Source organism: Pseudomonas sp. MAFF 730105 (assembly GCF_055380705.1).
Window position 1 is genome coordinate 3,924,961 of record NZ_AP018438.1, and the last position, 26,331, is coordinate 3,951,291.

At 61.2% G+C, this 26,331-nt stretch carries 24 protein-coding genes; 15 read left to right on the forward strand and 9 right to left on the reverse strand.

Annotated features, from left to right (window positions below; genetic code table 11):
• Nucleotides 1-154: 154 nt before the first annotated feature.
• The 5 genes from PCOSP_RS17065 to PCOSP_RS17085 all read right to left on the reverse strand — a co-directional run bounded on the left by PCOSP_RS17065 (nt 155) and on the right by PCOSP_RS17085 (nt 3,904).
• A complete protein-coding gene (locus PCOSP_RS17065; RefSeq protein ID WP_139643557.1) occupies nt 155-1,582 on the reverse strand; it encodes a cbb3-type cytochrome c oxidase subunit I in 1,428 nt (475 codons plus the stop codon).
• 3 nt (nt 1,583-1,585) lie between these two features.
• Nucleotides 1,586-2,026 carry a c-type cytochrome gene (locus tag PCOSP_RS17070; RefSeq protein WP_464709116.1) on the reverse strand — a complete coding sequence of 147 codons (441 nt, stop codon included), beginning with the start codon at nt 2,024-2,026 and terminating at the stop codon, nt 1,586-1,588.
• Between the two features lie 236 nt (nt 2,027-2,262).
• Complete coding sequence (locus PCOSP_RS17075) at nt 2,263-2,520, reverse strand: cytochrome C oxidase subunit IV family protein (RefSeq protein ID WP_175386257.1); 258 nt, start codon at nt 2,518-2,520, stop codon at nt 2,263-2,265.
• A gap of 12 nt (nt 2,521-2,532) precedes the next feature.
• Nucleotides 2,533-3,117, reverse strand: coding sequence for a cytochrome c oxidase subunit 3 family protein (locus PCOSP_RS17080; protein WP_175386259.1), 585 nt, complete (start codon nt 3,115-3,117; stop codon nt 2,533-2,535).
• Entirely contained in the window at nt 3,101-3,904 is an 804-nt protein-coding gene (locus PCOSP_RS17085; RefSeq protein ID WP_139643565.1) for a CbbQ/NirQ/NorQ/GpvN family protein, read from the reverse strand. Before PCOSP_RS17085 ends, PCOSP_RS17080 begins: the two co-directional genes overlap by 17 nt.
• A gap of 198 nt (nt 3,905-4,102) precedes the next feature.
• Between PCOSP_RS17085 and PCOSP_RS17090 the strand changes: the two genes are divergently transcribed.
• The 11 genes from PCOSP_RS17090 (at nt 4,103) to PCOSP_RS17140 (ending at nt 13,385) form a co-directional block, all read left to right on the forward strand.
• Nucleotides 4,103-5,782: a cytochrome D1 domain-containing protein gene (locus tag PCOSP_RS17090; RefSeq protein WP_139643568.1), complete on the forward strand. Its 1,680-nt coding sequence runs from the start codon at nt 4,103-4,105 to the stop codon at nt 5,780-5,782.
• A 24-nt stretch (nt 5,783-5,806) separates the two neighbouring features.
• Entirely contained in the window at nt 5,807-6,118 is a 312-nt protein-coding gene (locus tag PCOSP_RS17095) for a c-type cytochrome (RefSeq protein ID WP_175363857.1), read from the forward strand.
• Nucleotides 6,119-6,275: 157 nt separating this feature from the next.
• Complete coding sequence (locus tag PCOSP_RS17100; protein ID WP_175386261.1) at nt 6,276-6,605, forward strand: c-type cytochrome; 330 nt, start codon at nt 6,276-6,278, stop codon at nt 6,603-6,605.
• Nucleotides 6,602-7,780, forward strand: coding sequence for a cytochrome D1 domain-containing protein (locus PCOSP_RS17105; RefSeq protein ID WP_464709118.1), 1,179 nt, complete (start codon nt 6,602-6,604; stop codon nt 7,778-7,780). Before PCOSP_RS17100 ends, PCOSP_RS17105 begins: the two co-directional genes overlap by 4 nt.
• A gap of 2 nt (nt 7,781-7,782) precedes the next feature.
• Nucleotides 7,783-8,241, forward strand: a complete 459-nt coding sequence (locus tag PCOSP_RS17110; RefSeq protein ID WP_175363860.1) for an Lrp/AsnC family transcriptional regulator — start codon at nt 7,783-7,785, stop codon at nt 8,239-8,241.
• A complete protein-coding gene (gene ahbB / locus PCOSP_RS17115) occupies nt 8,238-8,750 on the forward strand; it encodes a siroheme decarboxylase subunit beta (RefSeq protein WP_139643581.1) in 513 nt (170 codons plus the stop codon). Before PCOSP_RS17110 ends, ahbB (PCOSP_RS17115) begins: the two co-directional genes overlap by 4 nt.
• Nucleotides 8,743-9,186 carry an Lrp/AsnC family transcriptional regulator gene (locus PCOSP_RS17120; protein WP_139643583.1) on the forward strand — a complete coding sequence of 148 codons (444 nt, stop codon included), beginning with the start codon at nt 8,743-8,745 and terminating at the stop codon, nt 9,184-9,186. The genes ahbB (PCOSP_RS17115) and PCOSP_RS17120 overlap by 8 nt, the downstream gene beginning before the upstream one ends.
• Nucleotides 9,161-9,694 carry a siroheme decarboxylase subunit beta gene (ahbB, locus tag PCOSP_RS17125; protein ID WP_139643586.1) on the forward strand — a complete coding sequence of 178 codons (534 nt, stop codon included), beginning with the start codon at nt 9,161-9,163 and terminating at the stop codon, nt 9,692-9,694. The genes PCOSP_RS17120 and ahbB (PCOSP_RS17125) overlap by 26 nt, the downstream gene beginning before the upstream one ends.
• 151 nt (nt 9,695-9,845) lie before the next feature.
• A complete protein-coding gene (gene nirJ / locus PCOSP_RS17130; protein ID WP_464709119.1) occupies nt 9,846-11,027 on the forward strand; it encodes a heme d1 biosynthesis radical SAM protein NirJ in 1,182 nt (393 codons plus the stop codon).
• A gap of 25 nt (nt 11,028-11,052) precedes the next feature.
• Nucleotides 11,053-11,892 carry a uroporphyrinogen-III C-methyltransferase gene (gene cobA, locus PCOSP_RS17135; RefSeq protein WP_175363863.1) on the forward strand — a complete coding sequence of 280 codons (840 nt, stop codon included), beginning with the start codon at nt 11,053-11,055 and terminating at the stop codon, nt 11,890-11,892.
• Nucleotides 11,889-13,385 carry a cytochrome D1 domain-containing protein gene (locus PCOSP_RS17140; protein ID WP_464709120.1) on the forward strand — a complete coding sequence of 499 codons (1,497 nt, stop codon included), beginning with the start codon at nt 11,889-11,891 and terminating at the stop codon, nt 13,383-13,385. Before cobA ends, PCOSP_RS17140 begins: the two co-directional genes overlap by 4 nt.
• A gap of 326 nt (nt 13,386-13,711) precedes the next feature.
• On the opposite strand, the gene PCOSP_RS17145 is transcribed toward PCOSP_RS17140, so the two are convergent.
• Complete coding sequence (locus PCOSP_RS17145; protein ID WP_464709121.1) at nt 13,712-15,178, reverse strand: hypothetical protein; 1,467 nt, start codon at nt 15,176-15,178, stop codon at nt 13,712-13,714.
• Between the two features lie 204 nt (nt 15,179-15,382).
• Here PCOSP_RS17145 and PCOSP_RS17150 point away from each other — a divergent pair, with 204 nt between their 5' ends.
• The gene (locus tag PCOSP_RS17150) at nt 15,383-18,040 is read left to right on the forward strand and encodes an excinuclease ABC subunit UvrA (protein ID WP_464709122.1); all 2,658 of its coding nucleotides are present in this window, start codon (nt 15,383-15,385) and stop codon (nt 18,038-18,040) included.
• 384 nt (nt 18,041-18,424) lie between these two features.
• The gene (locus tag PCOSP_RS17155; protein ID WP_139643606.1) at nt 18,425-19,153 is read left to right on the forward strand and encodes a LuxR family transcriptional regulator; all 729 of its coding nucleotides are present in this window, start codon (nt 18,425-18,427) and stop codon (nt 19,151-19,153) included.
• A gap of 82 nt (nt 19,154-19,235) precedes the next feature.
• Here PCOSP_RS17155 and PCOSP_RS17160 read toward each other — a convergent pair whose 3' ends face one another.
• Nucleotides 19,236-19,835 carry a LysE family translocator gene (locus PCOSP_RS17160; protein WP_139643608.1) on the reverse strand — a complete coding sequence of 200 codons (600 nt, stop codon included), beginning with the start codon at nt 19,833-19,835 and terminating at the stop codon, nt 19,236-19,238.
• Nucleotides 19,836-20,426: 591 nt separating this feature from the next.
• Here PCOSP_RS17160 and PCOSP_RS17165 point away from each other — a divergent pair.
• Nucleotides 20,427-21,200, forward strand: a complete 774-nt coding sequence (locus PCOSP_RS17165) for an acyl-homoserine-lactone synthase (RefSeq protein WP_139643611.1) — start codon at nt 20,427-20,429, stop codon at nt 21,198-21,200.
• 32 nt (nt 21,201-21,232) lie between these two features.
• Nucleotides 21,233-22,099, forward strand: a complete 867-nt coding sequence (locus PCOSP_RS17170) for a helix-turn-helix domain-containing protein (protein ID WP_139643615.1) — start codon at nt 21,233-21,235, stop codon at nt 22,097-22,099.
• Nucleotides 22,100-22,155: 56 nt separating this feature from the next.
• Here PCOSP_RS17170 and PCOSP_RS17175 read toward each other — a convergent pair whose 3' ends face one another.
• Nucleotides 22,156-25,239, reverse strand: coding sequence for an efflux RND transporter permease subunit (locus PCOSP_RS17175; protein ID WP_464709123.1), 3,084 nt, complete (start codon nt 25,237-25,239; stop codon nt 22,156-22,158).
• Entirely contained in the window at nt 25,236-26,330 is a 1,095-nt protein-coding gene (locus tag PCOSP_RS17180) for an efflux RND transporter periplasmic adaptor subunit (RefSeq protein WP_434007080.1), read from the reverse strand. The genes PCOSP_RS17175 and PCOSP_RS17180 overlap by 4 nt, the downstream gene beginning before the upstream one ends.
• Nucleotide 26,331: the final 1 nt, after the last annotated feature.

Genomic DNA, 26,331 nt, shown 5'->3' on the forward strand with positions numbered 1-26,331 from the left:
ATTTATCCCCGTTGGGCTGCGCAGCAGCCCTTAGATCCACCGCTGAGGTGTGTCAGGCAGACTGCAATTCAGATTTTTTGGGTCTGCTGCGCAGCCCAGCGGGGATAAATCCCCTCGCCACAAATCATGGGCCGGTTTCAGTGGTTGTGATCACTCACGAAGACACCACCGCTGCCGGAATGCGTTGAGCCGCACGCCCGCGCTGCCTGAAGCTCAACAGATAGCAGAGCAACCCCAGCAGGAAGCCAACCCCGCTGACCAGCCGTGCCCAGAACAGCGGACGCAAGTGATCGGTCGTGGCCATGAATGGCAGGGCACTGCCGTCCGCCGCCCAGCGTTGCAACCACACCTGGACAATACCGGCCGCAGTGAGGAACAAGGTGATCATCACCATCGACAAGGTCATCAGCCAGAAGCCCCAGATTTCCAGGCGCTGGGAGCGCTCGTCCGCCGCCTCGCCCAGACCGCGCAAACGAGGCATGGCGTAGCTGATCAACGTCATTACGATCATCGCGTAGGCTCCGTAGAAGGCCAGGTGGCCGTGGGCCGCCGTCAGCTGCGAACCGTGGGTGTAGTAGTTGACCGGTGCCAGGGTGTGCAGAAAACCCCATACCCCCGCGCCGAAGAACGCGGTGACCGTGGTGCCTTTGGCCCACAAGGTCGCGGCGCGGTTCGGGTGCTGCCGGCGACGGTTTCTTACCATGCTGAACGCGAAGATCACCATCGCCAGGAACGGCAGCGGCTCCATTGCCGAGAAGATCGAACCCACCCACAGCCAAACCTCCGGCGCGCCGATCCAGAAGAAGTGGTGACCGGTGCCGATGATCCCGGTGATCAAGGCCATGGCGATGATCACGTAGAGCCATTTCTCCACCACTTCCCGGTCCACGCCGGTGACCTTGATCAGCACGAAGGCAAGCATCGCGCCCATGATCAGCTCCCAGACGCCTTCGACCCACAGGTGCACCACCCACCACCAGTAGAATTTGTCGCGGGCCAGGTTCTCCGGGTTGTAGAAGGAGAACAGGAAGAACACCGCCAGGCCGATCAGGCCAGTCATCATCACCATGCTGACGGTGGTCTTGCGCCCTTTGAGCAGGGTCATGCCGATGTTGTAGAGAAAGCCCAGGCACACCACCACGATGCCCATCTTGGTGATGGTCGGCTGCTCCAGGAACTCGCGGCCCATGGTCGGCAGCAGGTCGTTGCCGGTGATCCTGGCCAAGGTGGCGTAAGGCACCGACAGGTAACCCAGGATGGTCAGCACCCCGGCCGCGGCGAACACCCAGAACAGCACCCGCGCCAGCATCGGGCTGTGCAGCTCGCGGTCGGCCTCCTCCGGTATCAAGTAGTAGGCCGCGCCCATAAAGCCGAACAGCAGCCAGACGATCAGCAGGTTGGTGTGGACCATGCGGGCCACGTTGAAAGGAATCAGCGGGAACAGGAAGTCGCCGACCACGTATTGCAGCCCCATGATCAAACCGAACAGCACCTGCCCCAGGAACAGCATCAGGGCAAACACGAAGTAGGGTTTGGCGACGGCCTGCGAGGCGAATTTCAGATGCGGATTAGCCATGCTCATCTCTCAGCCCTCCTTGTTTGGCGGCCAGCCATTGGTATTGATCTTCGAACTCCACTTGAGGAACTCGGCGATGTCGTCGACCTCCTGCTCGCTCAGGTGGAACTGCGGCATGGCCCGGCGCCCGGGTACCCCCAGGGGTTGCATTTTCATCCAGGCATGCAGGAACGGCTTGAAGGCTTCCTCGCCGCCGCGGCGGTTGACCACGTTGCCCAGCTCCGGCGCGAAGTACGCGCCCTCGCCCAGCAGCGTGTGGCAGCCGATGCAGTTGTTGCGCTCCCAGACGCCCTTGCCGCGTATCACCGATTCAGTCAATTGCGCCTGGTTGCTGCGCTCCGGAAAGGTCTGTTCCGTGTGGTAGGTCAGGGCCAGGAATATCAGGAAAAAGAACACGCTTCCCCCGAAATAAATATTCCTGGCCATGCCTTTGGTGAAGGTATCTGACATGGTCACTTCCTCATTGCTTGGCGTGTTCATTCTAGGAAGCGAGGGGCCTGGAACCGCTTGATGGCGATCAAGAATCTCCGATGGTTTTAGTGGGTTGTTCCGGGTAGATGAGCTTAATCGTTTTGATCGTTCCCACGCTCCTGCGTGGGAACGCCGTCAGGGACGCTCCGCGTTCCGCTTTTGGAAGGTGACGCAGAGCGTCACGGGATGCATTCCCACGCAGAGCGTGGGAACGATCAGCTCGTGAAAGAGATGACGATCCCTATAGCGGTCGCCAACACCACCGCCCAACTCAACACCAACCACCGCCACAATCGCGGCGCATGGCGCAGCTCCATGAAGCCGTCGGCGATCAGCCAGGCCTTGGTGACCGCCACGCTGAGCAGGGCAACGGAGACGACAGCGGAACCGGCGAACTGGCCCAGGGCGACGGTGCCGCCGCTCAGCACGGCCAATGCCGTCCAGCAAAGAATCAGAACAAGGGAATTCGACACGAGCGCCTCGGCTCAATCCAGGATGTAGACCAGTGGAAACAGCAGCACCCACACCAGGTCCACCATGTGCCAATACAACACGCCGGACTCCAGGCCGCTGTACTGCCGGGCACCATAGCGCCGTCGCCGACAGCCCTCGGCCAACCAGCCGAGGATCATCATGCCCAGCAGTACGTGGAGGAAATGGAACGCGGTAAGGATCCAGTACAGGGTGAAGAAGGTATTGTGCTCAAGGCCCAGGCCACTGGCCGAGAGATGGGCATATTCGCTGAGCTTGATACCCACATAGCCTGATGCAAACAGCAACGCCATGCACAGGAGCAGAGCACTCCGGCGCGGCCGATCCAGCTTGATCTGCTCCAGGGCCAGCGCGGCGAACAGCCCGGCGGTCAGCAGGCTCAGCGTCATCGCCAACCCCGTGGAGCGATCCAACAATTGCCGGCCTTCGCTGAAGATTTGCGGATACAACGCCTGGGCGACGGCAAACGCCAGCATCAGCAGCGCGAACACCGAGAGCTCGGCGAGAATGAAGAACCACATCGCCAGATCCCCCGGCAGACGCCGGGGCATAACAGTGGTTTCAGCCGAAGTGGACATCGACCACATCCATCAAGGCGGCGACGGTCTGCGGATCATCACTCAACGGCTCGGCCAGACAGGCCAGGCAGGCCTGGCGCGGATTCATGCCGGCGCCGATCATCCGCGCGGCGAAAATCAACAGGCGGGTCGAGGCCACTTCTTCCAGGTCATGCTGATCGAGCCTGCGTAAAGCCTGGCCCAAGCGTACCACCTGGGCGGCCAGCTCCAGGTTCACGCCCGCCTCACGGGCGACGATACGTTCTTCATCCGCCACGGACGGATAGCCGAAACGCATCGCCACGAAACGCTGGCGCGTGCTGGGCTTCATGCCCTTGAGCAGGTTCTGATAGCCCGGGTTGTAAGACACCACCAGCATGAAGGATCGAGGTGCCTGGAGCACTTCGCCGGTGCGCTCCAGGTACAACTGCCGACGGTCGTCGGCCAGCGGGTGCAACACCACTGCGGTGTCTTGCCGTGCCTCGACCACCTCGTCCAGATAACAGATGCCGCCCTCGCGCACCGCCCGGGTCAGCGGCCCGTCCTGCCACCAGGTGCCCTGGGCGCCGATCAGGTGGCGGCCCACCAGGTCGGCGGCGCTCAGGTCATCGTGGCAAGCCACGGTGTACAGCGGCAGTTTCAGGCGGTGGGCCATGTGCTGGACAAAACGGGTCTTACCGCAGCCCGTCGGCCCCTTGATCAGCACCGGCATGCCGTGCTGCCAGGCCTGTTCGAACAGTGCCTGTTCGTTGTCCTGGGGTTGATAGAAGGGTTCGTCCGGATGGGGTGAGAGCAGACTCAGGTTCATGGCGTGTCCTGCGCGAACAATACGATTGCCGCTCACGCTACGAGGGCCTGCGACAACCTGGCAAGGCGCTCGGCGGGCAAACTTGATCGACGTCAAGCGAGTAATCAGCGACCAGGGAATAGCCTTGCATCGCACCCGGAACCTGCGCGCCGAACATCCATTACAGCGCAGCGCGGGTCATGCCTGAGGAGAAATGGAATGCTGATCAGCCACAAAAAATCGTGGGTCTTGAGGGTCACGGCGCTGTGTACGGCGCTGGTGGCGCCCCACGCCTTCGCCGACCAATCCGCCGCCCCGGACCAACCGCGCATGGTCAAGACCGAAGGCGCGCCGGATCTGAGCCAGGCCGACTTCGACGCGGCCAAGGAAATCTACTTCCAGCGCTGCGCCGGCTGCCATGGCGTCCTGCGCAAGGGCGCCACTGGCAAACCGCTGACCCCGGACATCACCCAGGCACGTGGCCAGGCCTACCTGGAAGCGCTGATCACCTACGGCTCGGCCGCCGGCATGCCGAACTGGGGCACCTCCAATGCGCTGACCAAAGACCAGATCACGGTGATGGCCAAGTTCATCCAGCACACCCCGCCGACGCCACCGGAATGGGGCATGGCGGAAACCCTCAAGACCTGGAAAGTGCTGGTCAAGCCTGAGGATCGGCCGACCCGGCAGCTCAACAGCCTCAACCTGCAGAACCTGTTTTCCGTCACCCTGCGCGATGACGGCAAGATCGCCTTGATCGATGGCGACACCAAGAAAATCGTCAAGCTGATCGACACCGGCTACGCGGTGCATATTTCCCGCATATCCGCCTCGGGACGCTACCTGCTGGTGATCGGCCGGGACGCCAAGATCGACATGATCGACCTGTGGCCGAAAGAGCCGACCAAGGTCGCGGAAATCAAGGTGGGCATCGAGGCCCGCTCGGTGGAGACCTCCAAGTTCAAGGGTTACGAAGACAAGTACACCATCGCCGGGTCCTACTGGCCGCCGCAGTTCACCATCATGGACGGCGAGACCCTGGAGCCGAAGCAGATCGTCTCGACCCGAGGCATGACCGTCGACACCCAGCAATACCATCCCGAGCCGCGTGTGGCGGCCATCATCGCCTCTCACGAATGGCCGGAGTTCATCGTCAACGTCAAGGAAACCGGCAAGGTGATGCTGGTCAATTACCAGGACATCAAGAACCTCACCATCACCAGCATCGACGCCGCGCCATTCCTCCATGACGGCGGTTGGGACAGCAGCCATCGCTACTTCATGACGGCCGCCAACAACTCCAACAAGGTGGCGGTGATCGACTCCAAGGAGCGCAAGCTCACCGCCTTGGTGGACGTCGGTAAGACCCCGCATCCGGGGCGCGGCGCCAACTTCAATCATCCGCTGTACGGGCCGGTCTGGGCCACCAGTCACCTGGGCGATGCCGGGGTTTCGATGATCGGGACCGACCCGCTCAAGCACCCTCAATATGCCTGGAAACAGGTCGGCTCGCTGCAGGGCCAGGGCGGCGGTTCGCTGTTCATCAAGACCCATCCCCAGTCCCGTCACCTGTATGTCGACACCACCTTGAGCCCCGACGCCAAGCTCAGCCAGTCGGTGGCGGTGTTCGACATCGACAAGCTCGACGCCGGCTACACCGTGCTGCCGATTGCCGAGTACGCGGGCATCAAGAAAGGCGCCCTGCGCGTGGTGCAACCGGAATACAACAAGGCCGGCGACGAGGTCTGGTTTTCGGTCTGGAGCGGCCAGGAGGACGAGTCGGCACTGGTGGTGATCGACGACAAGACCCTCAAGGTCAAGGACGTGATCAAGGACAAGCGCCTGATCACCCCGACCGGGAAATTCAACGTCTACAACACCCAACATGACATCTATTGAGCTCCATCAATAAGAGGAAAAACCATGAGACCTATTCTGGTCGCGCTGGCACTGACCGCCCTCTCCAGCCTGCAACCGGCGCTGGCTGAGGATGGCCCGACACTGTTCAAGAGCAAACCTTGCTCGGCCTGTCACTCCATCGACACCAAGGTGGTCGGCCCGGCCCTCAAGGACGTCGCGGCAAAAAACGCCAGCGTCCCCGGGGCACAGGACGTGCTCGCCAAGCACATCAAGGAAGGCACGCAAGGTAACTGGGGACCCATGCCGATGCCGGCCAACCCGGTGACTGAAGAGGAAGCCAAGATCCTCGCGGCGTGGGTGTTGAGCCTTAAGTAACCCTGCGAGAGACACTTTGTAGCGAGGGATTTGTAGCAAGTGGACCTGTGGCGAGGGGATTTATCCCCTCGCCACAAATCAATCCCTTAGCCACAGATCACCCCCCTAGCCACAGATAATCGTTGTTGCTCGCACCCTTTCAATTCAGGAGGACGTCATGGAACGACACAGCGCTGCAACCTGGATGATGACACTGCTCCTGACCTTTTCTGCCTGCGCGCTTGCCGCCCCCGGGCCTCAGCGCCAGGCCCAATTGCAACACCTGCTGGACCAGGACTGTGGCGCCTGCCACGGCCTGTACCTGACCGGCGGCCTCGGCCCGCCCCTGACCCAGGCCGCCCTGGCCGGAAAATCCCGCGACAGCCTCATCGCCACCGTCACCCAAGGTCGCCCCGGCAGTGCCATGCCCGGCTGGGCACCGCTGCTCGGGCCTGACGACATCCGCTGGCTGGTGGACCGGCTCCTGCAAGGAAAAACCGACCCATGATCCGTTCCCTCCTGTCCTATACAGCCGCTGTGCTGTTGCTGTCGGCCTGCGCCCAGGCACCGCTGCGCGGCACCGGTGACCTCGGTGTGGTGGTGGAACGCGCCAGCGGCAGCATGCAGGTCATCGAAAGCGACGGCCGCACCGTGCTCGGTCGTGTCGAAGGGCTGGGCGACCTCTCCCATGCTTCAGTGGTGTTTTCCCGTGACCAGCGCTATGCCTACGTGTTCGGTCGTGACGGCGGCTTGAGCAAGGTCGACCTGCTGACCCTGAGGATCGAGCGGCGCATCCTCCAGGGCGGCAACAGCATAGGCGGCGCGATCAGCCAGGACGGCAAGCTGATTGCTGTCTCCAACTACGAACCCGGCGGCGTCAAGGTGTTCGACGCCCGGACTCTGGAACAGGTCGCCGACATCCCGGCCACACCCTTGCCGGACGGCAGCAAACGTTCCCGGGTGGTCGGCCTGGTGGACGCACCGGGACAGCGCTTCGTGTTCAGCCTGTTCGACACGGGCGAAATCTGGACGGCCGACTTCAGCCAGGGCCAGGTACCACGCATCGAGCGTTTTACCGCCATTGGCCAGCAGCCTTATGACGCGTTGATCACCCCCGAGGGCCGCTATTACATGGCGGGTTTGTTCGGCGAGGACGGCATGGCGCAGCTCGACCTGTGGCATCCGGAACGCGGCGTGAAGCGCGTGCTGGGGCATTACGGGCGCGGTCAGGCGCGGCTCCCGGTTTACAAGATGCCCCATCTGGAAGGCTGGGCCATGGCCGACGGACAGGCTTTCGTGCCCGCCGTCGGGCATCACCAGGTGCTGGTGATGAATGCCCGCGACTGGCAGCAGACCGACGCCATCGCCGTGGCTGGTCAGCCGGTGTTTGTCACGGTACGCCCGGACGGACGACAGTTGTGGGTCAACTTCGCCTATCCGGACAACGACCGGGTCCAGGTCATCGACACTCAGACCCACGCCATCGTGGCTGATCTGCGGCCGGGGCCTGCAGTGTTGCACATGGAATTCACCGCTCGCGGCGACCAGCTATGGCTGTCGGCTCGGGATGGCAACGACGTACAGGTCTGGGACCCCTACCGGCTCGAACGCCTGGCGACCCTGCCCGCCCTCAGCCCCAGCGGCATTTTCTTTACCAGCCGCGCGCATAAACCGGGGTATTGACCATGACGGAGAACTCACTGGCCCGTCGCCTGATCGACCGTTTCCAGCATGGCATGCCGTTGTGCGCCGAACCCTATCGGGCGATGGCCGACGCCCTCGGCTGCAGCGAAGCCCAGGTCCTTGACTGCCTGCAACACCTGCAAGTAGCCGGCACCCTGTACCGGGTCGGCCCGGTGTTCGAACACACCCGGGCCGGTACCAGCACCCTGGCGGCCCTGGCCGTGCCCGAGGACCGCTTGCAACAGGTGGCCGCCCGCGTCAGCCAGTATCCCGAGGTCAACCACAACTATGCGCGGGAGCATCGCTACAACCTGTGGTTCGTCCTCACCGGTCCCGACCGCGCTCATCTGGACAACATTCTCCGGGAACTGGAGCACGACACCGGCCTGATACCGCTGGACCTGCCCATGCTCACCGCCTACCGCATCAACCTGGGCTTTGCCCTGGAGGCCACCTCATGAACCAGCCTTTGAGCGAACACCAGTCGTTGGCCCTGCGCCGTCTTCTGGAGAGCGGCCTGCCGCTGACGCCGCGCCCCTTCCAGGCCCTGGCCGAACAGGTCGACGCCGACGAACAACAGGTGCTCGACCGGATAGGGCAATGGCAGGGACAAGGCCTGTTCCGCCGGGTCGGCCTGGTGGTCAACCACCGCGCCCTGGGTTTTGCCGCCAACGCCATGCTGGTGCTGGACGTGCCGGACGCCTTGGTCGATGAAGTCGGTCGCCGCCTCGGCAAGGCCCCGGGCATCAACCTGTGCTACCAGCGGCCACGGCGGCTGCCCCAGTGGCAGTACAACCTGTTTTGCATGATCCATGGCCGCCAGCGAGACCGGGTCGAGGCCCAGGTCCAGGCATTGCTGGCCGAGCATCTGCTGGACGATCTGCCTCACCAACTACTGTTCAGCACCCACCTGTTCAAGCAGTGCGGCGGTCGCTTCACCCCACCGGCAGGAACCCGTATCGATGGATGACCTCGACCGCCGCCTGATCAACCGCCTGCAGTTGGGCCTGCCGCTGGTGCGCCAACCCTGGCAGGCACTGGCCCTAGAGCTGGGCAGCAGCAGCGACGAACTGCTCGACCGGCTGCACGAACTGCTCAACGACGGCGTGCTCACCCGTTTCGGCCCGATGTTCGATGTAGATCGCCTGGGCGGCGCGTTCACCCTGGCAGCGCTGGCAGTGCCCGAAGCCCGCTTCGAAGCCGTTACCGAGCGGCTCGCGGCGATGCCCGAGGTGGCCCACAACTATCGCCGCGAGCATCACCTGAACATGTGGTTCGTGCTGGCCTGCGCCAGCGAACAGGCCATCAGCGAAAGCCTGCTGCGCATCGAGCGCCTGACCGGCCTGGTGCCACTGAACCTGCCCAAGGAGGAGACTTACCATGTCGGCCTGTATTTCCCCGTCTGAACCATCGCTGCAAGCGCCACCGCGGTTGAATGAAACATCTCTGGCGCGGCGCCTGGTCGAACTGACCCAGGAAGGCTTGCCACTGCTGGAAGACCCGTGGGCCTGGCTCGCGGAGCAACTGGAGCTGAGTGTGGAATCCACCCTCGACCTACTCAAACGTCTGCAAGCCGAAGGTGCCATCCGCCGCATCGCCGCCGTTCCCAACCACTACCGCCTGGGCTATCGCCACAACGGCATGACCGTCTGGGACGTCGCCGACGCCGACATGCCGCGCCTCGGTTCGTTGCTGGGCGCGCAGCCCTTCGTCAGCCACTGCTACCGGCGCCCGCGCAGGCCTGGCTGGCGCTACAACCTGTTCGCGATGGTCCACGGCCGCAGCCGCGCGGAAATCGACAGTTACCGCGACCATCTGCGCTACCTGCTGGGAGATGCCTGTGCCGCCGACGACATGCTGGTGAGCAGCCGCATCCTGAAGAAAACCGGCCTGCGCCTGATGCCTGTCAGTTAAACCAGGACCTGTAGGAGCAAAGCTTGCTCGCGATTGGGGCAAGTCAGTCGACCGCTATTGGCTGTTCCACCTCTATCGCGAGCAAGCTTTGCTCCTACAGGTTTGTGCACTGAGCACATAGATCGAGAATCGTGTATCGGAAGGAGCGACCATGTTGAGGATCAGCCATTATCTGCGCGCCCTGGCCGGCCAGTGCCCCGCTCCACGCACCGCCCCCGCGGGCAGCAGCCGGGCGCCGGTGGTGATCTGGAACCTGCTCAGGCGCTGCAACCTGACCTGCAAGCACTGCTACGCCACCTCGGCCGACAGCGTGTTTCGTGACGAGCTGGACACTGCTGCCGCGCTCAAGGTCATCGACGACCTGCATGACGCCGGTGTGCGCGTACTGATCCTCTCCGGCGGCGAACCGCTGTTGCGCGAAGACCTGTTCCAGCTCTGCGCCCATGCCCGCGACAAAGGCTTCTTCCTCGCCCTGTCCACCAACGGCACGCTGATCGACCCGAGCAACATCGAGCAGATCCGCGCCGCGAACTTCGACTACGTCGGCATCAGCATCGATGGCCTGGAAGCGACCCACGATGCCTTCCGCCAGCTCAAGGGCAGTTTCGCCCGCTCCATGGCCGCCATCCGGCTCTGCCGTGAGCAGGGAATCCGGGTCGGACTGCGCACTACCCTGACCCAGCAGAACCATGCCCAACTGCCCCGGCTCCTGGACCTGATGAATGAGTACGACGTGCAGAAGTTCTACCTGTCGCACCTCAACTACAGCGGCCGGGGCAAGCGCAGCCGCAAGCTCGATGCCCATCAGCAGATGAGTCGCGAGGCCATGACGATGATCTTCGAGCGGGCCTGGCGCGACATCGAACAGGGCCGCGAAAGTGATTTCGTCAGCGGCAACAACGACGCCGATGCAATCCTGCTGCTGCAATGGGTCGCCCGCCGTCAGCCCCATCGTTATGGCGAACTGGAGCGGATGCTGCGGGCCTGGGGCGGTAACGCTTCGGGCAGCGGTATCGCCAATATCGACAACACCGGCGAGGTCCACCCCGACACCTACTGGTGGCAGCACTCGGTGGGCAATGTCCGCCAGACGCCGTTCAAGGCCCTCTGGCTGGACCGCCCCGACGCGCTGCTGCTGAAACTGCGCGAGCATCCGCGAGCTGTCGGCGGTCGCTGCGGACAATGCCGCTGGCTGGCCATCTGCAACGGCAACACCCGTACCCGGGCCTGGGCCGATGGCGACCTGTGGGGCCAGGATCCCGGTTGCCATCTCAGCGACAAGGAAATTGGCCTGGATGCGATTCCCAGCGTGGCGATGCCTTGCACCCGATAATTTGAGTCCGAACCAAGGAAACCTCATGCCCGTCCCCCTCGTTCTACCCGCGGCGCTACAATCCCCTTTCAGACCGGGCGAAGTCGCTCTGGTTGGCGCCGGCCCCGGTGACCCTGGCCTGTTGACGCTGCGTGCCTGGAGCCTGTTGATGCAGGCCGATGCGGTGGTCTATGACCGCCTGATCAGCCCGCAATTGCTCGGCCTGATCCCCCTGCCGTGCGCCCGGCATTATGTCGGCAAGGCGGCTGGCTGCCACAGCCTGCCCCAACCGCAGATCAACGAACTGCTCGCCGATCTCGCCGACCAGGGTCAACGGGTGGTCCGGCTCAAGGGTGGCGATCCGTTCATTTTCGGCCGTGGCGCCGAGGAGCTGGAGTACCTGCTGGCCCGTGGCATCGATTGCCAAGTGGTACCTGGCATCACCGCCGCGTCCGGTTGCAGTGCCTACGCCGGCATCCCGTTGACCCATCGCGACCTGGTCAACTCCTGTCGCTTCATCACCGGCCACCTGCAACGCGAAGGCGACCTGGGCCTGCCGTGGCAAAGCCTGGCGGAGGCCAGCCAGACCCTGGTGTTCTACATGGGGCTGTCGAACCTGGGCACCATTGCCGCGCGGTTGATGGAGGCCGGCCTGGCAGCTGACACCCCGGCGGCACTGGTCAGCAACGGCACCCGCCCCGACCAGCAAGTGCTGCGCGGCACCCTCGCGCAACTGCCGGAGTTGGCAAGAAGTTGCGCCGAAGGCCTGCCGACCCTGACGGTGATCGGCCAGGTGGTCGGGCTATTCGCCCACCAACCGCTGCATCATCCGGCGCGCCTGCTGCCCCTACCCACCCGGCCTCAACTGTCGAAGGTAGCGCCATGAGGCGCTGGTGGGTGATGCCGTTGATGTGGGTCGGCGCAGCCCATGCCAACGTGACCGGCGGGCCGGACCTGGAACAGGCCGAGCGCGATTACCAGCAGCACTGCCAACAGTGCCATGGCGCCAATCGCATCGGCGGCGCCGGGCCCGCGCTGTTGCCCCAGAGCCTGAGCCGGATCAAACCCGACGAAATCCGCCAGGTAATCGAAAAGGGTCGCCCGGCCAGCCAGATGGCAGCGTTCGGCGCGGTGCTCGAGCCTGCACGGATCGACGGCCTGACGCTATATCTCCAGCGCTCGCTCGCCGTCGAGCCGACCTGGAGCGAAGACGACATCCGCCAAAGCCACCGAGTGCTGGCGGATGTCGCCAGCCTGCCCGATAAACCCCAGCACAACGCCGACCCGTTGAACCTGTTCGTGGTGGTGGAAGCCGGTGACCATCATGTCGACATCGTCGATGGCGATCGCTTCGAGGTGCTGGCCCGCTTCGCCTCGCACTTTGCCGTGCACGGCGGGCCGAAGTTCTCCCCTGACGGGCGCTTCGTCTATCTAGCCTCCCGGGACGGCTGGATCAGCCTGTATGACCTGCACAACCTAAAGTTGATCGCCGAGGTGCGCGCCGGGCTCAATACCCGCAACCTGGCGGTGAGCAAGGACGGGCGCTGGGTGCTGGTGGGCAATTACCTGCCCGGTAATCTCGCGGTGCTGGATGCCCGGGACCTGTCGTTGGTGAAGATGATCGAGACGGTGGGCCGCGATGGCAAGGCCTCGCGGGTCAGCGCGGTCTACACCGCTCCGCCGCGCAACAGTTTCATTGTCGCCTTGAAGGATGTGAAGGAAGTCTGGGAGCTGTCCACCGGTCCGAAGCCGGACTTCGTGCCGAGGCGTATCGAGGTACAGGACCAACTGGATGATTTCTCCTTCTCGCCCGACTATCGCCAGTTACTCGCCACCTCCCGCCAGGCCCAGGGCGGACAGGTGATCGACCTGGACAGCGGCCGCGTGGTGACCGACATCGCCTTGCCGGGGATGCCTCATCTGGGCTCGGGCACCTATTGGAAACGCGACGGGCGCTGGCTGTTCGCGACGCCCAACATCAGCAAGGGACTGGTGTCGGTGATCGACCTCGATACCTGGAAAGTCATCAAGCAGATACCGACCTTGGGGCCGGGCTTCTTCCTGCGCAGCCATGCCAATTCCCGCTACGCCTGGACCGACGTGTTCTTCGCCCAGGGCAACGATGCCATCCACCTGATCGACAAACAGACCCTGGAAATCGCCCACACCCTGCGTCCCATGCCCGGCAAGACCGCCGCCCATGTCGAGTTCACCCGTGACGGCCGTTATCTGCTGCTGAGCATCTGGGACACCGACGGTGCGCTGATCGTGTATGACAGCAATACGCTCGAGGAAATCAAGCGCCTGCCCATGAACAAGCCTTCGGGTAAGTACAACGTCGGCAACAAGATCGAGTTTGTCGAGGGTACATCCCACTGAACAGCGGTCATTCGTTAAGGATGGCCCCCCGACCTCAGCCTGACCCCATATTGACCCTGCCACCGCTATCGCGGGCAAGCCCAGCTCCCACAAGTCCAGCGCCCGGCGTCAATGCTGCATTCACCGCAAATCCACTGTGGGATCGGGCTTGCCCGCGAAGGCGTCGGTCCAGTCTGCATCCCTGCGGAATGTGCCACCGCCATCGCGAGCAGGCTCGCTCCCACAGGTCCGGCGCCCGGCATCAATAGTGCATTCACCGCAAATCCACTGTGGGAGCGAGCCTGCTCGCGAAGCACCAGGCCAGACAACGCAAATCAGACAATCATTCAGTGCAACCCATAGGAATAAAGCCCACCATCATGATTGTCGAACCAATTGCCTTTGCCCCAGATCACCCGGTCCTGTGCCGGCTGAAACCCGACGATGCCCAGGTAGCCATCAATGGCCAGGCGTTTCCAGGACTGGCCCCAGTCGTTGGAGTAGAACACCCCGTCGGCCGAAATGGTCGCGTCCGACCACCAGTAGAGCCAGCGCGGCGGGTGGTGTGCGCTGGTGGTGTTGATCAGCAGGCTGTTTTGCCCAACCCAGAAATGCTCCTCGCGCACCCGGCTCTCCGAGGCCAGGGGTGCAAACGGGCTGGGCAACTCGCTCAAGGTGCGCCAAGTCAGCGCGCCGGTGTCCAGTTCGGCGATAACGTCGCGGCCACCGTTGCCTTGGTCGATCAGTCCGATGACCCGTCCGCTGTCGTTCTGGATCAGCATGCTGACAAACAGATTGTCCTCACGCTGTACCTCCACTACCCGCCACTCCCCCGCTTCACGCTGCAAACGGGCACGGGTAGTCAGGTTGAACGCAAGGTTGTTGCTGACGCCGTCGGGGTTGCTGGCCCAGAAGCGCTGGGACACCCAGATGAACGCATGCCGGTCATCCAACTGCAGGACGTTGGTTCGCACCTCCCCTTGCTCGCCCAGGTCGGTGCGCCATTCAGTGATGCCGGGGTGTTTTTCGTGCACTGACTCAGCGGACACCAGCAACGACTCGGACGCCACGATCGGTGTGCTGCTCATGCCACGATCGGCAGAATAGAAGACCCCGGTGGGAACGACACCCGGGGTCGTCTCGCCGCCGAAGTCATCGGCAGTAGCCGGCCGGCCCCAGGCCCAGACTTCATCCGCGCCGTGAAAATACGGCTTCAGATTCCAGGCCAACGAGTCGGCGCCGGCAAACCAGCCTTTGCTCAACCAGGTCCAGTGCTTGCCTTGATCGTCGCTGCGCAAGACCACGGTCTGGCTGACGTCGTCGGCGTTGGCACCTTCAGGCCGGTCCAGGCCGGTCAGCAGGAATACACTGGCGCCGTCCGGACTGGCGACCAGGCAAGCCGCGCCGCTGACGTGAGCCACCAGTTGGAACTGCCCCTGGGCATCCAGGCGTGAAATGAAGGAGGTTTCTTCTTCACGGACGATGAGATTGGCGTAATACCCTCCCGGCTCTGGCGCTTTAGGTCTGCCATAGACCACAGCGTCCAGGTTCACCACCTCGGCGCCGGGTTTCAACTGGTTGGCGTCACCGTCCAGGCGCCCGACCAGCCAGGTGCTTTGCCCGGTCACGGCGACGCCCGTGCAGTACTGGGTCATCGCCCGCAGTCGGGTATCCTTCACCGCGCCGAGCTGTTGCCGGTCCGGGCTGGCACCACCCCATTCCAGATTGGCGCTGGCGAGTATCCACATGTACCACAGCCCGGCAACGCCCAGCAGCGCGACAAACAGCGTAATGAGGCGTTTCGATCGAGGCATGAGAAGTCCATATCCATGGGAAAACTGAGAAGCTTTTCGCATTTCTCTCAGTGCTAGTAAATTTTTATCGCACGAAAACCGCTAAAGCCTGTCGCATGATTTTCATCGCTGTGACTCAGATTGCATTTTGCACTCGTCGAGCGATGCAGTTTCGCCGCGCCACCTTGACGGGTTAAGGTCGCACTGAACCACAAGGAACACCCGATGCCCCCACGCGCCAGCCTGGATAGCTCTGCCCCACCACTCGAGTACAGCGGTTTCGTCCGGGTGCGTGGCGCGCGCGAACACAACCTCAAGAACATTGATGTCGATATCCCGCGCGATGCCCTGGTGGTGTTTACCGGCGTGTCGGGCTCGGGCAAGTCGTCGCTGGCCTTCTCGACGCTCTACGCGGAGGCCCAGCGTCGCTACTTCGAATCCGTCGCGCCGTATGCGCGGCGTCTGATCGACCAGGTGGGCGTGCCGGACGTGGGCAGCATCGAGGGGCTGCCGCCGGCGGTGGCTTTGCAGCAGCAACGCGGTACGCCCAGTGCGCGATCCTCGGTGGGCAGCGTCACCACCTTGTCGAGCCTGATTCGCATGCTGTACTCCCGGGCGGGCAGCTATCCGGCCGACCAGCCGATGCTCTATGCCGAGGACTTCTCGCCCAATACGCCACAGGGCGCATGCCCGCAATGCCATGGCCTGGGGCTAGTCTACGAAGTGACCGAGGAGTCCATGGTACCGGACCCTTCGTTGACCATCCGCGAGCGCGCAGTCGCAGCCTGGCCGATGGCCTGGCAGGGGCAGAACCTGCGGGATATCCTGGTGACCCTGGGCTACGACGTCGATATCCCATGGCGCGACCTGCCGAAAAAGCAGCGCGACTGGATCCTCTTCACCGAAGAGACACCCACTGTCCCGGTATACGCAGGGCTTACGCCGGCCCAGACCCGCGCCGCCCTCAAACGCAAACTCGAACCCAGTTACCAGGGCACTTTCAGTGGCGCCCGGCGCTACCTGCTGCATACCTTCATGCACTCGCAAAGTGCCCAGATGCGCAAACGCGTGGCGCAATACATGCGCGCCAGTGCCTGCCCCGAATGCGCCGGCAAACGCCTCAAGCGCCAGGCACTGACCGTCACGTTCGCCGGCCTGGACATTGCCGAGCTGTCGCACCTCTCCCTGTTGGAACTGGCCGATGTGCTCAAGGGTGTAACGGCTGCGGATTATCTGGAGCAACCCGAAGAATCGACCGACGTCCTCACGCACCGGCAAACCCGAGAGGCTCGCGAGCAACGGGCTGCCAGGGGCGAAAGCCCCCACGCAGGCGGGCCGGACGCGCGCCATACGCCCAATCTGTCCCTGGAAAAACGCTTGGCCGCGCAACGCATTGCCGCCGAATTGCTGGAGCGGATCGTCACCCTGATCGACCTCGGCCTGGGCTACCTGGCCCTGGAGCGCAGCACCCCGACGCTGTCTTCCGGCGAGCTGCAACGCCTGCGCCTGGCAACCCAGCTCAACTCCCAGCTGTTCGGGGTGATCTATGTGCTGGACGAGCCTTCCGCCGGCCTGCACCCTGCCGACAGCGAAGCGCTGTTCGACGCCCTGCAACGTCTCAAGGCCGCTGGCAATTCGGTGTTCGTGGTCGAACACGACCTGGACACCATGCGCCGCGCCGACTGGCTGGTCGACGTGGGCCCGGATGCAGGTGAACAGGGTGGCAAGATTCTCTACAGCGGCCCGCCTGGTGGGCTTGCCCAAGTACCCGAGTCGCGAACCCGCGCTTATCTCTTTGCCGAAAAGACTCATGTCTCGCGCAGTCCTCGAGCGCCGGACGACTGGTTGCGCCTGGAGGGCATCACCCGCAACAATCTCGATAACCTGAGCGCAGCGTTTCCCCTCGGTTGCTTCACCGCCGTGACCGGCATTTCCGGCTCTGGTAAATCCAGTCTGGTCAGCCAAGCCCTGCTGGACCTGGTAGGTACCCACCTGGGCCTGGCCAGCCACGACGCCGAACCGGATGAGGCAAGCCTGGAAGACGAACCCGAACAAGCCAGCGGCGGACGTGTCACCGCCGGACTCGACGCCATCAAGCGTCTGGTCCGGGTGGACCAGAAACCCATTGGCCGCACGCCGCGCTCCAACCTCGCCACCTACACCGGCTTGTTCGACCACGTGCGCAAGTTGTTTGCCGCGACGGAGCAGGCCCGTGAACTGGGATTCGATGCCGGAAGGTTTTCTTTCAACGTCGCCAAGGGCCGTTGCGAAACCTGCGAAGGTGAAGGCTTTGTCAGTGTCGAGTTGCTGTTCATGCCCAGCGTGTATGCACCCTGCCCGACCTGCCAAGGTGCGCGCTACAACCCGCAGACGCTGACCGTGAACTGGCAGGGATTGAACATCGCACAGGTATTGCAATTGACCGTCAACCAGGCGCTCGAGGTATTTGCCGGGCAAGCGGCGCCAAAACGCGCGTTGCAGGTCCTGCAGGATATCGGATTAGGCTACCTGCGCCTGGGCCAACCGGCCACGGAACTGTCCGGCGGCGAGGCGCAACGCATCAAGTTGGCAACGGAACTGCAGCGCAAAGCCCGAGGGGCTACGTTGTACGTACTGGATGAACCGACCAACGGACTGCACCCCCAGGATGTGGATCGCCTGCTCGTGCAGTTGAATCGCCTGGTGGATGACGGTCATACGGTGGTCGTGGTGGAGCATGACATGCGGGTGGTGGCGCAAAGCGACTGGGTCATCGATATTGGCCCGGGAGCGGGTTCCCAGGGTGGGAAAATGGTGGTTTGCGGAACGCCAGGCCAGGTGGTCGACTGTGCCCAGAGTCGAACGGCAGGGTTCCTGAAAAGGGCATTGCAGCCTGAAAATTAAAGCTTTTTCAATGTCACTGGCTGTATCGGAAAAGCTGTCTATACTACCTCCCAGTTAATCGTTTCAGTACATATAGTTTAACTAGCGGTCTCGCTGCCCATGGTGTGAGGCCGTACTTGCCAGGAGGCACAATGACATCGATTCATCGATCAAAGCAGCAACATCATGGGGTGCTGGAACAGCATGACCACCCCTTGATAATCCCCCTGATGAACAGGGAGATGCCTCTCGCCCCGAGCGCCTTCGTAGCACTGAGCAAAGCCCCGACCTGTTCGTGTCGTTGTTGAGCCGGCTCTGAAAACTTTCACTCCCATTTGGCGACTCTAAAGGTATAGAGCCTGGCTACGTCAAAGTCCTACATTCAAACTTTCGAGCTCGCTCATCATGCTCAAGCCCATTTCAAGTCATCTGTTCAATTTAATCCAAGAGGTGGAGAACAACATCTCGGGCGTGAGCGAAGAGGAGTACACCGAGATACTGGGATGGATATTTTCCAAGCTGGGGATCGATAAGTTCGCCTACGTCCATCTGGAGCCCACACCGTCCAACAACTCCAAGGTTTCCATCTATAGCAACTACCCATCCGAATGGGTGGACACCTACCGCAAGAACTCACTCTACAAATCAGATCCGGTCATGGCTAACACGGCCATCACCGCTATACCTTTTTTCTGGAATGAAATACCGGCGGAAATAGACAACAACCCCGAGATATTCGACCAGTCAGCCTCCTACGGCATCAAACAGGGTTACACCGTTCCCATCCATGAACCCGGTCGAGCATTCGGCTCCCTTCACCTGTCTTCAGAAGAGAATGATCCCGACTTCCCCACCATCGTCCGCTCGAACCTGTTCATCATCAAAACTCTCAGCGTCATCGCCAATCAATATCGGCCCATGGAAATCGCCAGTGAAAGCAACTTGAAACTATCCCCCAGGGAAATTGAATTCCTGCGCTGGCTCGCACTGGGGAAAAACTACAAGGAGATAGGCTTGATCATGAACATCACCGAGCGAACAGTGAAGTTTCATGCAAAACAGATGACCGAGAAAATGGATTGCACCAATGTCAAACAAGCAATGATCAAAGCGGTGCAACTTAACTTCGTTTAACTCCCCTTCCTCATAGCCCCTACGATGCCGGCGACGGTCTTGTCGAGACCCGACGCCATGCCCGACATTACCGAACACACACTCAGGCGAACAAAACCTGTGATGCGATGTTGAAAAGCATCCCGCATGCGAACAAACCAATCACCAACGAAATAGCCCGACTCAAAAGCCGGCCGGAAACAATGGTGTGGAGCTTACGTCCACAGAAGGCGCCGATCGCGATCCAGACCAGTCCGACCGGAAAGATAATAGCCGTGAACAGCATCATGAATGGCAGGTAGTTGTTCAGCGACAGAAACGTTCCAGTCGGTGCAACAAAGGAAACGAAGAACAGCCCTTTCGGATTGGTCAACGTCGCCACAAACAGGTCAGGCACATTGATACCCACCGAGTTGCCAGGTAGATGATCCTTTACCGAAAACCACAGTTTCAGGGAAATATAAAACAAAAAGCACACTGCAAAGCATTTGGTCGCAATGACCACCCAGGAATGATCAGTCATCAAAAGATCGATGGACACCCCCCATATCGTCATCTGAATGACATAAGCCAGCCATTCGGCCACGACAAACCTCATGGAGCGGGCGTTCAACCCTCTCTTTATCCCGGTTTGCAGCAGCAATGAATTTGTCGGTCCTGGAACCAGCAAGACAGTCATCAGTGAAAACGCGATATAAGACATAAGGTCATCCATGCCAGGAGCCGCGATGGCTCGTCTTTTTCAGGTTTGGAAAGGTCTTCTACGCACAACATCAACTTTTTAGTTGTATGACATCAGACCAATTTCCCCGTACTTAGAGCAGTTACACTAAAGTCACGCCAGCACTCGATTGTACTTTCCACCTACTACTCATACAGTCGTTTAAACATCCAGCAGGGGCTGCGACCTGCTATTTAAGAACGCTCCCACACCTCTATTACAAGCTGGTTACTTATCTTGATCCTGGCGTCAATTTTTCGACCCAAGAGCTATCAGTGTGTTATCGACCTTTTAGGCTACCGTCAAAAAAACAGACACTCACTCCCTGCCTGAATCCGCCGCCTTGCTGCCTCTCAACGACATCTAGCGCTTATTTCAATCCGGTACTTTTTTGGACTCTAGACGATACTAAACCACCCTCTCCCATCCTCTTTCCGAACACTATTCATCGCATTTATCCAGCAACTAATTAGACTATACACTCTACAAAATCACACACTGTACTTTAGGACAGTTGAAATGATTTAGTGCAAAGTTAACAGTAGCTTCACCCACAACCAAGAAACGTCATCCATGAACTACTCCTCCTGTATTCATCATCTTTCCGGCGTATCTACCCGCATCGCTTCCTACTCAAAAATCCCACCCCAGACGCTACAGCAGATACTTGCCATTCGTAAAACCGCCTTCATCGACAGAAAGAAGTGGGACATTGAAAGTTATCAGGGCACCGATTACGAATGGGATGAATATGACGATCCTGACGCATTCTATATTTATACTCACACCCATGAACGTGTCACCGGCTGTGTACGTTTACGCCCATCCAACAAACCGACTCTCATGAGTGGCGCTCTAAGTTTCATTCTCCCCGAAGGCAACATCAGGCCGCACTCAAATCACTGTTGGGAAGCCACCCGATTTGCACTTTCGGCAGATAAAGCCTCAGCAGGAGAAGTCACCCAGGCCAACATAGACGTTCGCACGGTGGCACTTTTCCTGTCAATGATAAAGTTTGCACAACTGCAAAATATAGACACCTATGAAATTGTCGTTGACACCATGATGGAAAAAATCCTGAAACGCTCCGGATGGACCGTTGCCAGGCACAACACTGCGTTGGGCTCAAAGGGAGAAACCATCATCTACGGCACCCTGCCATGCACGCCTGGCACTTATACAGAAGTGCTCAGAAAGAATGCCATCCAGACAATCACCGTCCACGAACAATTCCTTATGGCCAGCCGTTCGTCAGACACCTCCCATAAACCCTTTGATATCGACCAAACATTCACCGACCGAAACATTCCAGCAAAAAAACACATGCATACTGAGCTGCATCTATAACACCAAGACTCTGGCATGAAATTGGAGAAAGGATGAACCTACAACGACTATTCCCGCATGTTGGCAAAGTGATTGCCAGTACTGGAAGCCGCAACTTTCCTCGTTTGTTGCACGATCTGATACTTACCGAAATACCTGTCGATGCAACGCATATTACCGAGCAAAGGATAGGATCGAGCCATATTTCTGAACCCAGCACTTCCAGCATAGGCGGCGTTGGTATGGACAGCGCCTGCATCGACGCTGTCATAGATGCTCATACCGCAAAGCCTTTTTTCCTGGCCGATGATATTTTCTTCGAGGATTCGACTCCTCACAAAGTCCCCAATTTTTCTCGCTGTCTGCTCAATCGTGAACAATCGGACAGCCTTCCCCGTCACAACACCACCACCCAACTGCACCTGACCACCCGAAAAAACGGCATCCGCTACGTTCTTTCCGTCTACCGCTCACCTTTTTCCAGCGGCTTTACTGCACAGGAACATGCGCTGCTGAAAGATTTTTCCTCCCTTCTGTTGCCCATGGTCGAAGAGCATGTTGCCGCCCTGGTGCCAGCTGAGGTCAACCGACAGGATGCTTGCCTCCCATTGGAAGGTCCGGAAAACGGCGGGATGGAAGCACTACGCCAGAGATTCGCCGACCGACTGGCTTTGTCCGGATTGAGCTTGTCCTCCCGTGAAACCGAAGTGTGTGTAGGTTTACTGGCCGGTCGCACTGCCCCGGAACTGGCGGAACAACTCAACCTGAAAGTCAACACCGTCGAAAGTTATCTGAAACGTGCTGCCATAAAAATGGGCATTGGTGGACGCCGCTCGCTCATCCGCTGGATGCACTCGATGGATGCCACGCCATCGGGCATCGAGTGGAATGGTGCCCCCGCTATTCGCCAAGCTGTATAAAACGTCCCCCCAACCTTTGCTCGGTCACTGCAATCGAGCGGGTGTTGGGGGATGATTTACACCCTCGCATTCCCGCCTTCCACTGTCTTGCCCGTTGACCTGCGCGTGCGGTGTTTCAACCACTCCAACACATCGTCGACATAAGTGAAAATCACCGGCACCACCAACAGACTCAACAGCGTCGAAGTCAGCAAGCCGCCCATGACCACCACAGCCATCGGCTGCCTGAAGCTGGGGTCTTCACCCATGCCCAGCGCGGTGGGCAGCATGCCTGCGCCCATTGCGATGGTGGTCATCAGGATGGGGCGGGCACGCTTGTGGCAGGCATCCACCAACGCGTCATATCGACCCAGGCCATAATCGCGGCGAGCCATGATCGCGTACTCCACCAACAGAATGGAGTTCTTGGTCACGATCCCCATCAGCATCAGCAAACCGATGACCGATGGCAGGGAAAAGCTGAAATTGCATACCAACAACGCCACCAGAGCGCCGCCCAAGGAGAGCGGCAGCGCCGATAGAATCGTGGCCGGCTGCAGGAAATCGTGGAACAGCAACACCAGGACCGAGTAGATACAGAACACACCGATGGCCATGGCCAGGCTGAAGCTCCCGAACAACTCAGTCATCAGTTGCAACTCGCCCTGCTCCACCCTTTTTACCTCGGGTGGAAGATTGCGCATCGCCGGTAGTTGGCTGGCCTCGGCCATGACTTCACCCAGGTTGCGCCCGTTGAGTTCGATGGACAGGGTGATATTGCGCAAGCGATCGAGCCGACTGATCTGCGCCGGCCCACTGCCCATGCTGATCTCTCCCAGCGAGGACAGGGCGACTTGGCCGTCACGGCCGGTCACCCGTAGCTGGTTGATACTCTGCAAATCGTCGCGCAGCAGCGAATCCATCCGTACCCGCACATCGACCTGGCGCTGCGACAAATTGATTTTCCCCAGTTGCGAGGAATATTCGCCGTAGGTCGCCATGCGCAAGGTATCGGCGATCTCCTGGCTGGTGATCCCCAGCTCCGCCGCGCGGGCGAAGTCCGGGCGCATCTGGATTTCCGGGCGTTGCAGGGCGCTGCTGGAGGTGACGTTGCCGATCCCGTGCAGCTCGCGCAGTTGCGGTTCCAGCGCACTTGCCGTTCGCTCCAACAGGTCTCCGTCGTCGCTGGCCAGGACGATATTGAGTTTCTCGCCGCTCCCGTCGCCCCCGACATTGATCCGTACTCCGGGCAATGTACGCAGCACCTCGCGCATCTGCGCTTCGACTTGCACCTGCTTGAGATCGCGCTGGTTCCGGTCCACCAGATCCACCGTCAGGATGGCATCGCCGGCGCCGGTTATATCTGCCGGCCCGGCCCCCGAATTGCTGGCCGTCCCCACCGAGATGAACACATGCTTGACCTGGGGCATCTCGCTCAGCCTTTCGCTGGCCTGCAACGCCATCCCGGTGGTTTGCTCCAGCGTCGTACCGGGAGGCAATTCCAGGGTTATCCGGCTGCGACCGACGTCCTGGGCCGGCAGGAAACTGGTGGGCAACAACGGCACCAGTGCGAGGGCTCCGATAAAAAACAGGCTGGCCAGGACCATCGTGGTTTTGCGGCGGGACAGACTGGCATGGATCCAGCCCAGGTAGCGGGTCATCAACGGGCCGTCGTGCTCGGTATCGGTCTTGGCCTTGAGGAAATAGGCCGCCATCATCGGGGTCAGGACCCGGGCCACCAGCAGCGAAAACAACAGCGCCACCGAGGCGGTCACGCCGAACTGGCGAAACAGTTTGCCAGCCACCCCGCCCATGAAGGCTGTGGGCAGAAACACCGCGACCAGGGTGGCGGTCGTGGCGAGCACCGCCAGGCCGATCTCGTCCGCAGCTTCGGTGGCCGCCTGAAGCGGGGTCTTGCCCATGCGCAGGTGCCGGGCAATGTTCTCGATTTCGACGATGGCATCGTCCACCAACACGCCGATGACCAGCGCCAGGGCCAGCAGGGAGACGGCATTGAGCGTGAACCCGGCCAAGTACATCACGCCAAAGGTGGGGATGATCGACAACGGCAACGCGGTGGCGACGATCAGCGTGGCGCGCCAGTCCCGCAGGAACCACCAGACCACCAGCACCGCCAGCAGCATGCCTTCGTACAACAGGTTCATCGAGTCGTGGTAGTTGGCGAGCACGGCCTTGACCGTATCGCTGGCCTCATCGATGCGCACATTGGGATGCTGCTGCACAAACTCGGTCATGCGCTTGCGCACGTCGTTGGCCACACCGATATCGGAGAACCCCAGTGACCGGGTGATCTGAAAACCGATCACCGGCTTGTCATCGCGAAAAGCCCGGCTGCTGCGCTCGGCGTGGGTGTCGTGAATGTCCGCCAGTTGGTTCAATGCCAGCAGACGCCCATCGCCGCTGGGAATATCGATGGTGCCGAGGACAGCCGGATCATCGATGGCCCCCAGGGTGCGCACGGCCTGCTGGCCGCTGCCCAGATTACCCTGGCCACCGGAATTGTCCTTTTGCATCGCCCTCAGCTGCGCGGCGACGTCCGCGACACGAATGCCCAACCCGGCCATCAAGGCTGGATCGAGATTGACCTGGACCTCCCGATCAACCCCGCCGATACGTGAAATCAAGGCCACGCCCGGCACCGACAGCAGCTGTTTGCTCAGCTCATTATCGACAAACCACGACAGCGCTTCCTCATCCAGGGCGTCGGAGGCGATGACATAGGTCAGCAGCGGCGACGCACTGGTGGTCAGCCGCGACACCGAAGGCGTATCCAGGCTGGCCGGCAACTGCGGCATGGCGCTGTCGACCGCGTTGCGCACTTCGTTGAGCGCCTCGTTGCCGTCCTTGTCGATGTCGAAACTGACGCTGATGCTGACGGCCCCGTCGGTGATCACGGTCGTCACATGCTTGAGCAGGCGCAAGGACGTGAGCTTGTCCTCGATCTTGCGCGCCACCTCGGTTTCCAGCTGTTCGGGGGCCGCCCCCTCCAACGAGGCGCTGATCACCACCACCGGCAGGTCCATGTCCGGAAAGTCCTGGATGGCTAGCTTGCCAAAGCCCAACAGACCGAAGAGCGTAAGCAGAATGAACAGCATCACCGCCGGGACCGGATAACGGATCGACAAGGCTGAGATATTCATGGCTGAGCGACCTGGGATTGCACGAGGGTCACACTCGCGCCGTCATTGAGGAAGGCGCCACCGGCGCGCACGATACGGGCTGCCTGATCATCCAGGCCACTGAGTATCTCCACCGCCTCGTGCATTCGCCTGCCCACCACCACCGGTCGCTGGACCACATGCATGTCGTCGTTGAGGGTGAACACATAAGAGCGGCCATCACGCAGGATCACCGCCGTGTCCGGCACCGTGAGGGCTTCGCGGGGTGCCAGTTCGATCTGACCGCTGGCGTACATGCCGGCCTGGGCGGGGCTGCCGGTGGGCAGGGAGATGTACACCAGAGCGCGGCTGGTCTTGGTGCTCAAGGTAGGCGACACCAACCGTACCTGCCCTTCCAGGCTCTGCCCGCCAGGCAGCGTCAGTCGGGCAACCTGACCGGCCTGGACCTGGGCCAACTGGCGGGCGTCCAGCTCGGCCTGCCATTCGATGCGACCGTCGCGTACCAGGCGAAACAGCTCGTCGCCGGCGGACAACACTTTGCCGAGCAGCGCGGTGCGCGCGGAGATGATGCCGTCGTCCACTGCCACGATGCGGGTCTGCCGGAGCCTGATCCGGGTGCTCTGCAATTCCGCCCGGGCTCCGGCCAGATCAGCCTCGGCCAACGCTACCTTGATGCGATAGTCTTCGCGCTGCTGCTCCGACAAGGCGCCGCCCTGGCCGACGACCCGGGCACGTCGGTCATTGGACCGGGCCTGTTCCAGGTTCGCCACTGCCTGGGCGACCAATGCCTTCTGCTTGCTTTCCTCGGCAAGCACCGTGTCAGAGGCCAGCGTCGCCAGCAATTGACCCTTCTTTACCCGGCTGCCTACATCGGCATCGAGGCTGGCGATACGCAGACCACTGGTCTCGGCATTGATGACGGCCTCCTGCCAGGGTGCCAGTGCACCGTTGGCGAACAGCAGTTGCGGCCAGAGCTGGGGGCGGACCTGGACCACCTCCACGCTCAGGCTGCTGATGCTGGGGGCGGCCGCGACCGGCTCGGCGCCACGGCGAAACGTCAGCAGGATCGCCACGACCGCGAGCACGACGATGGTCAGCAGGATTTTTCGCAAC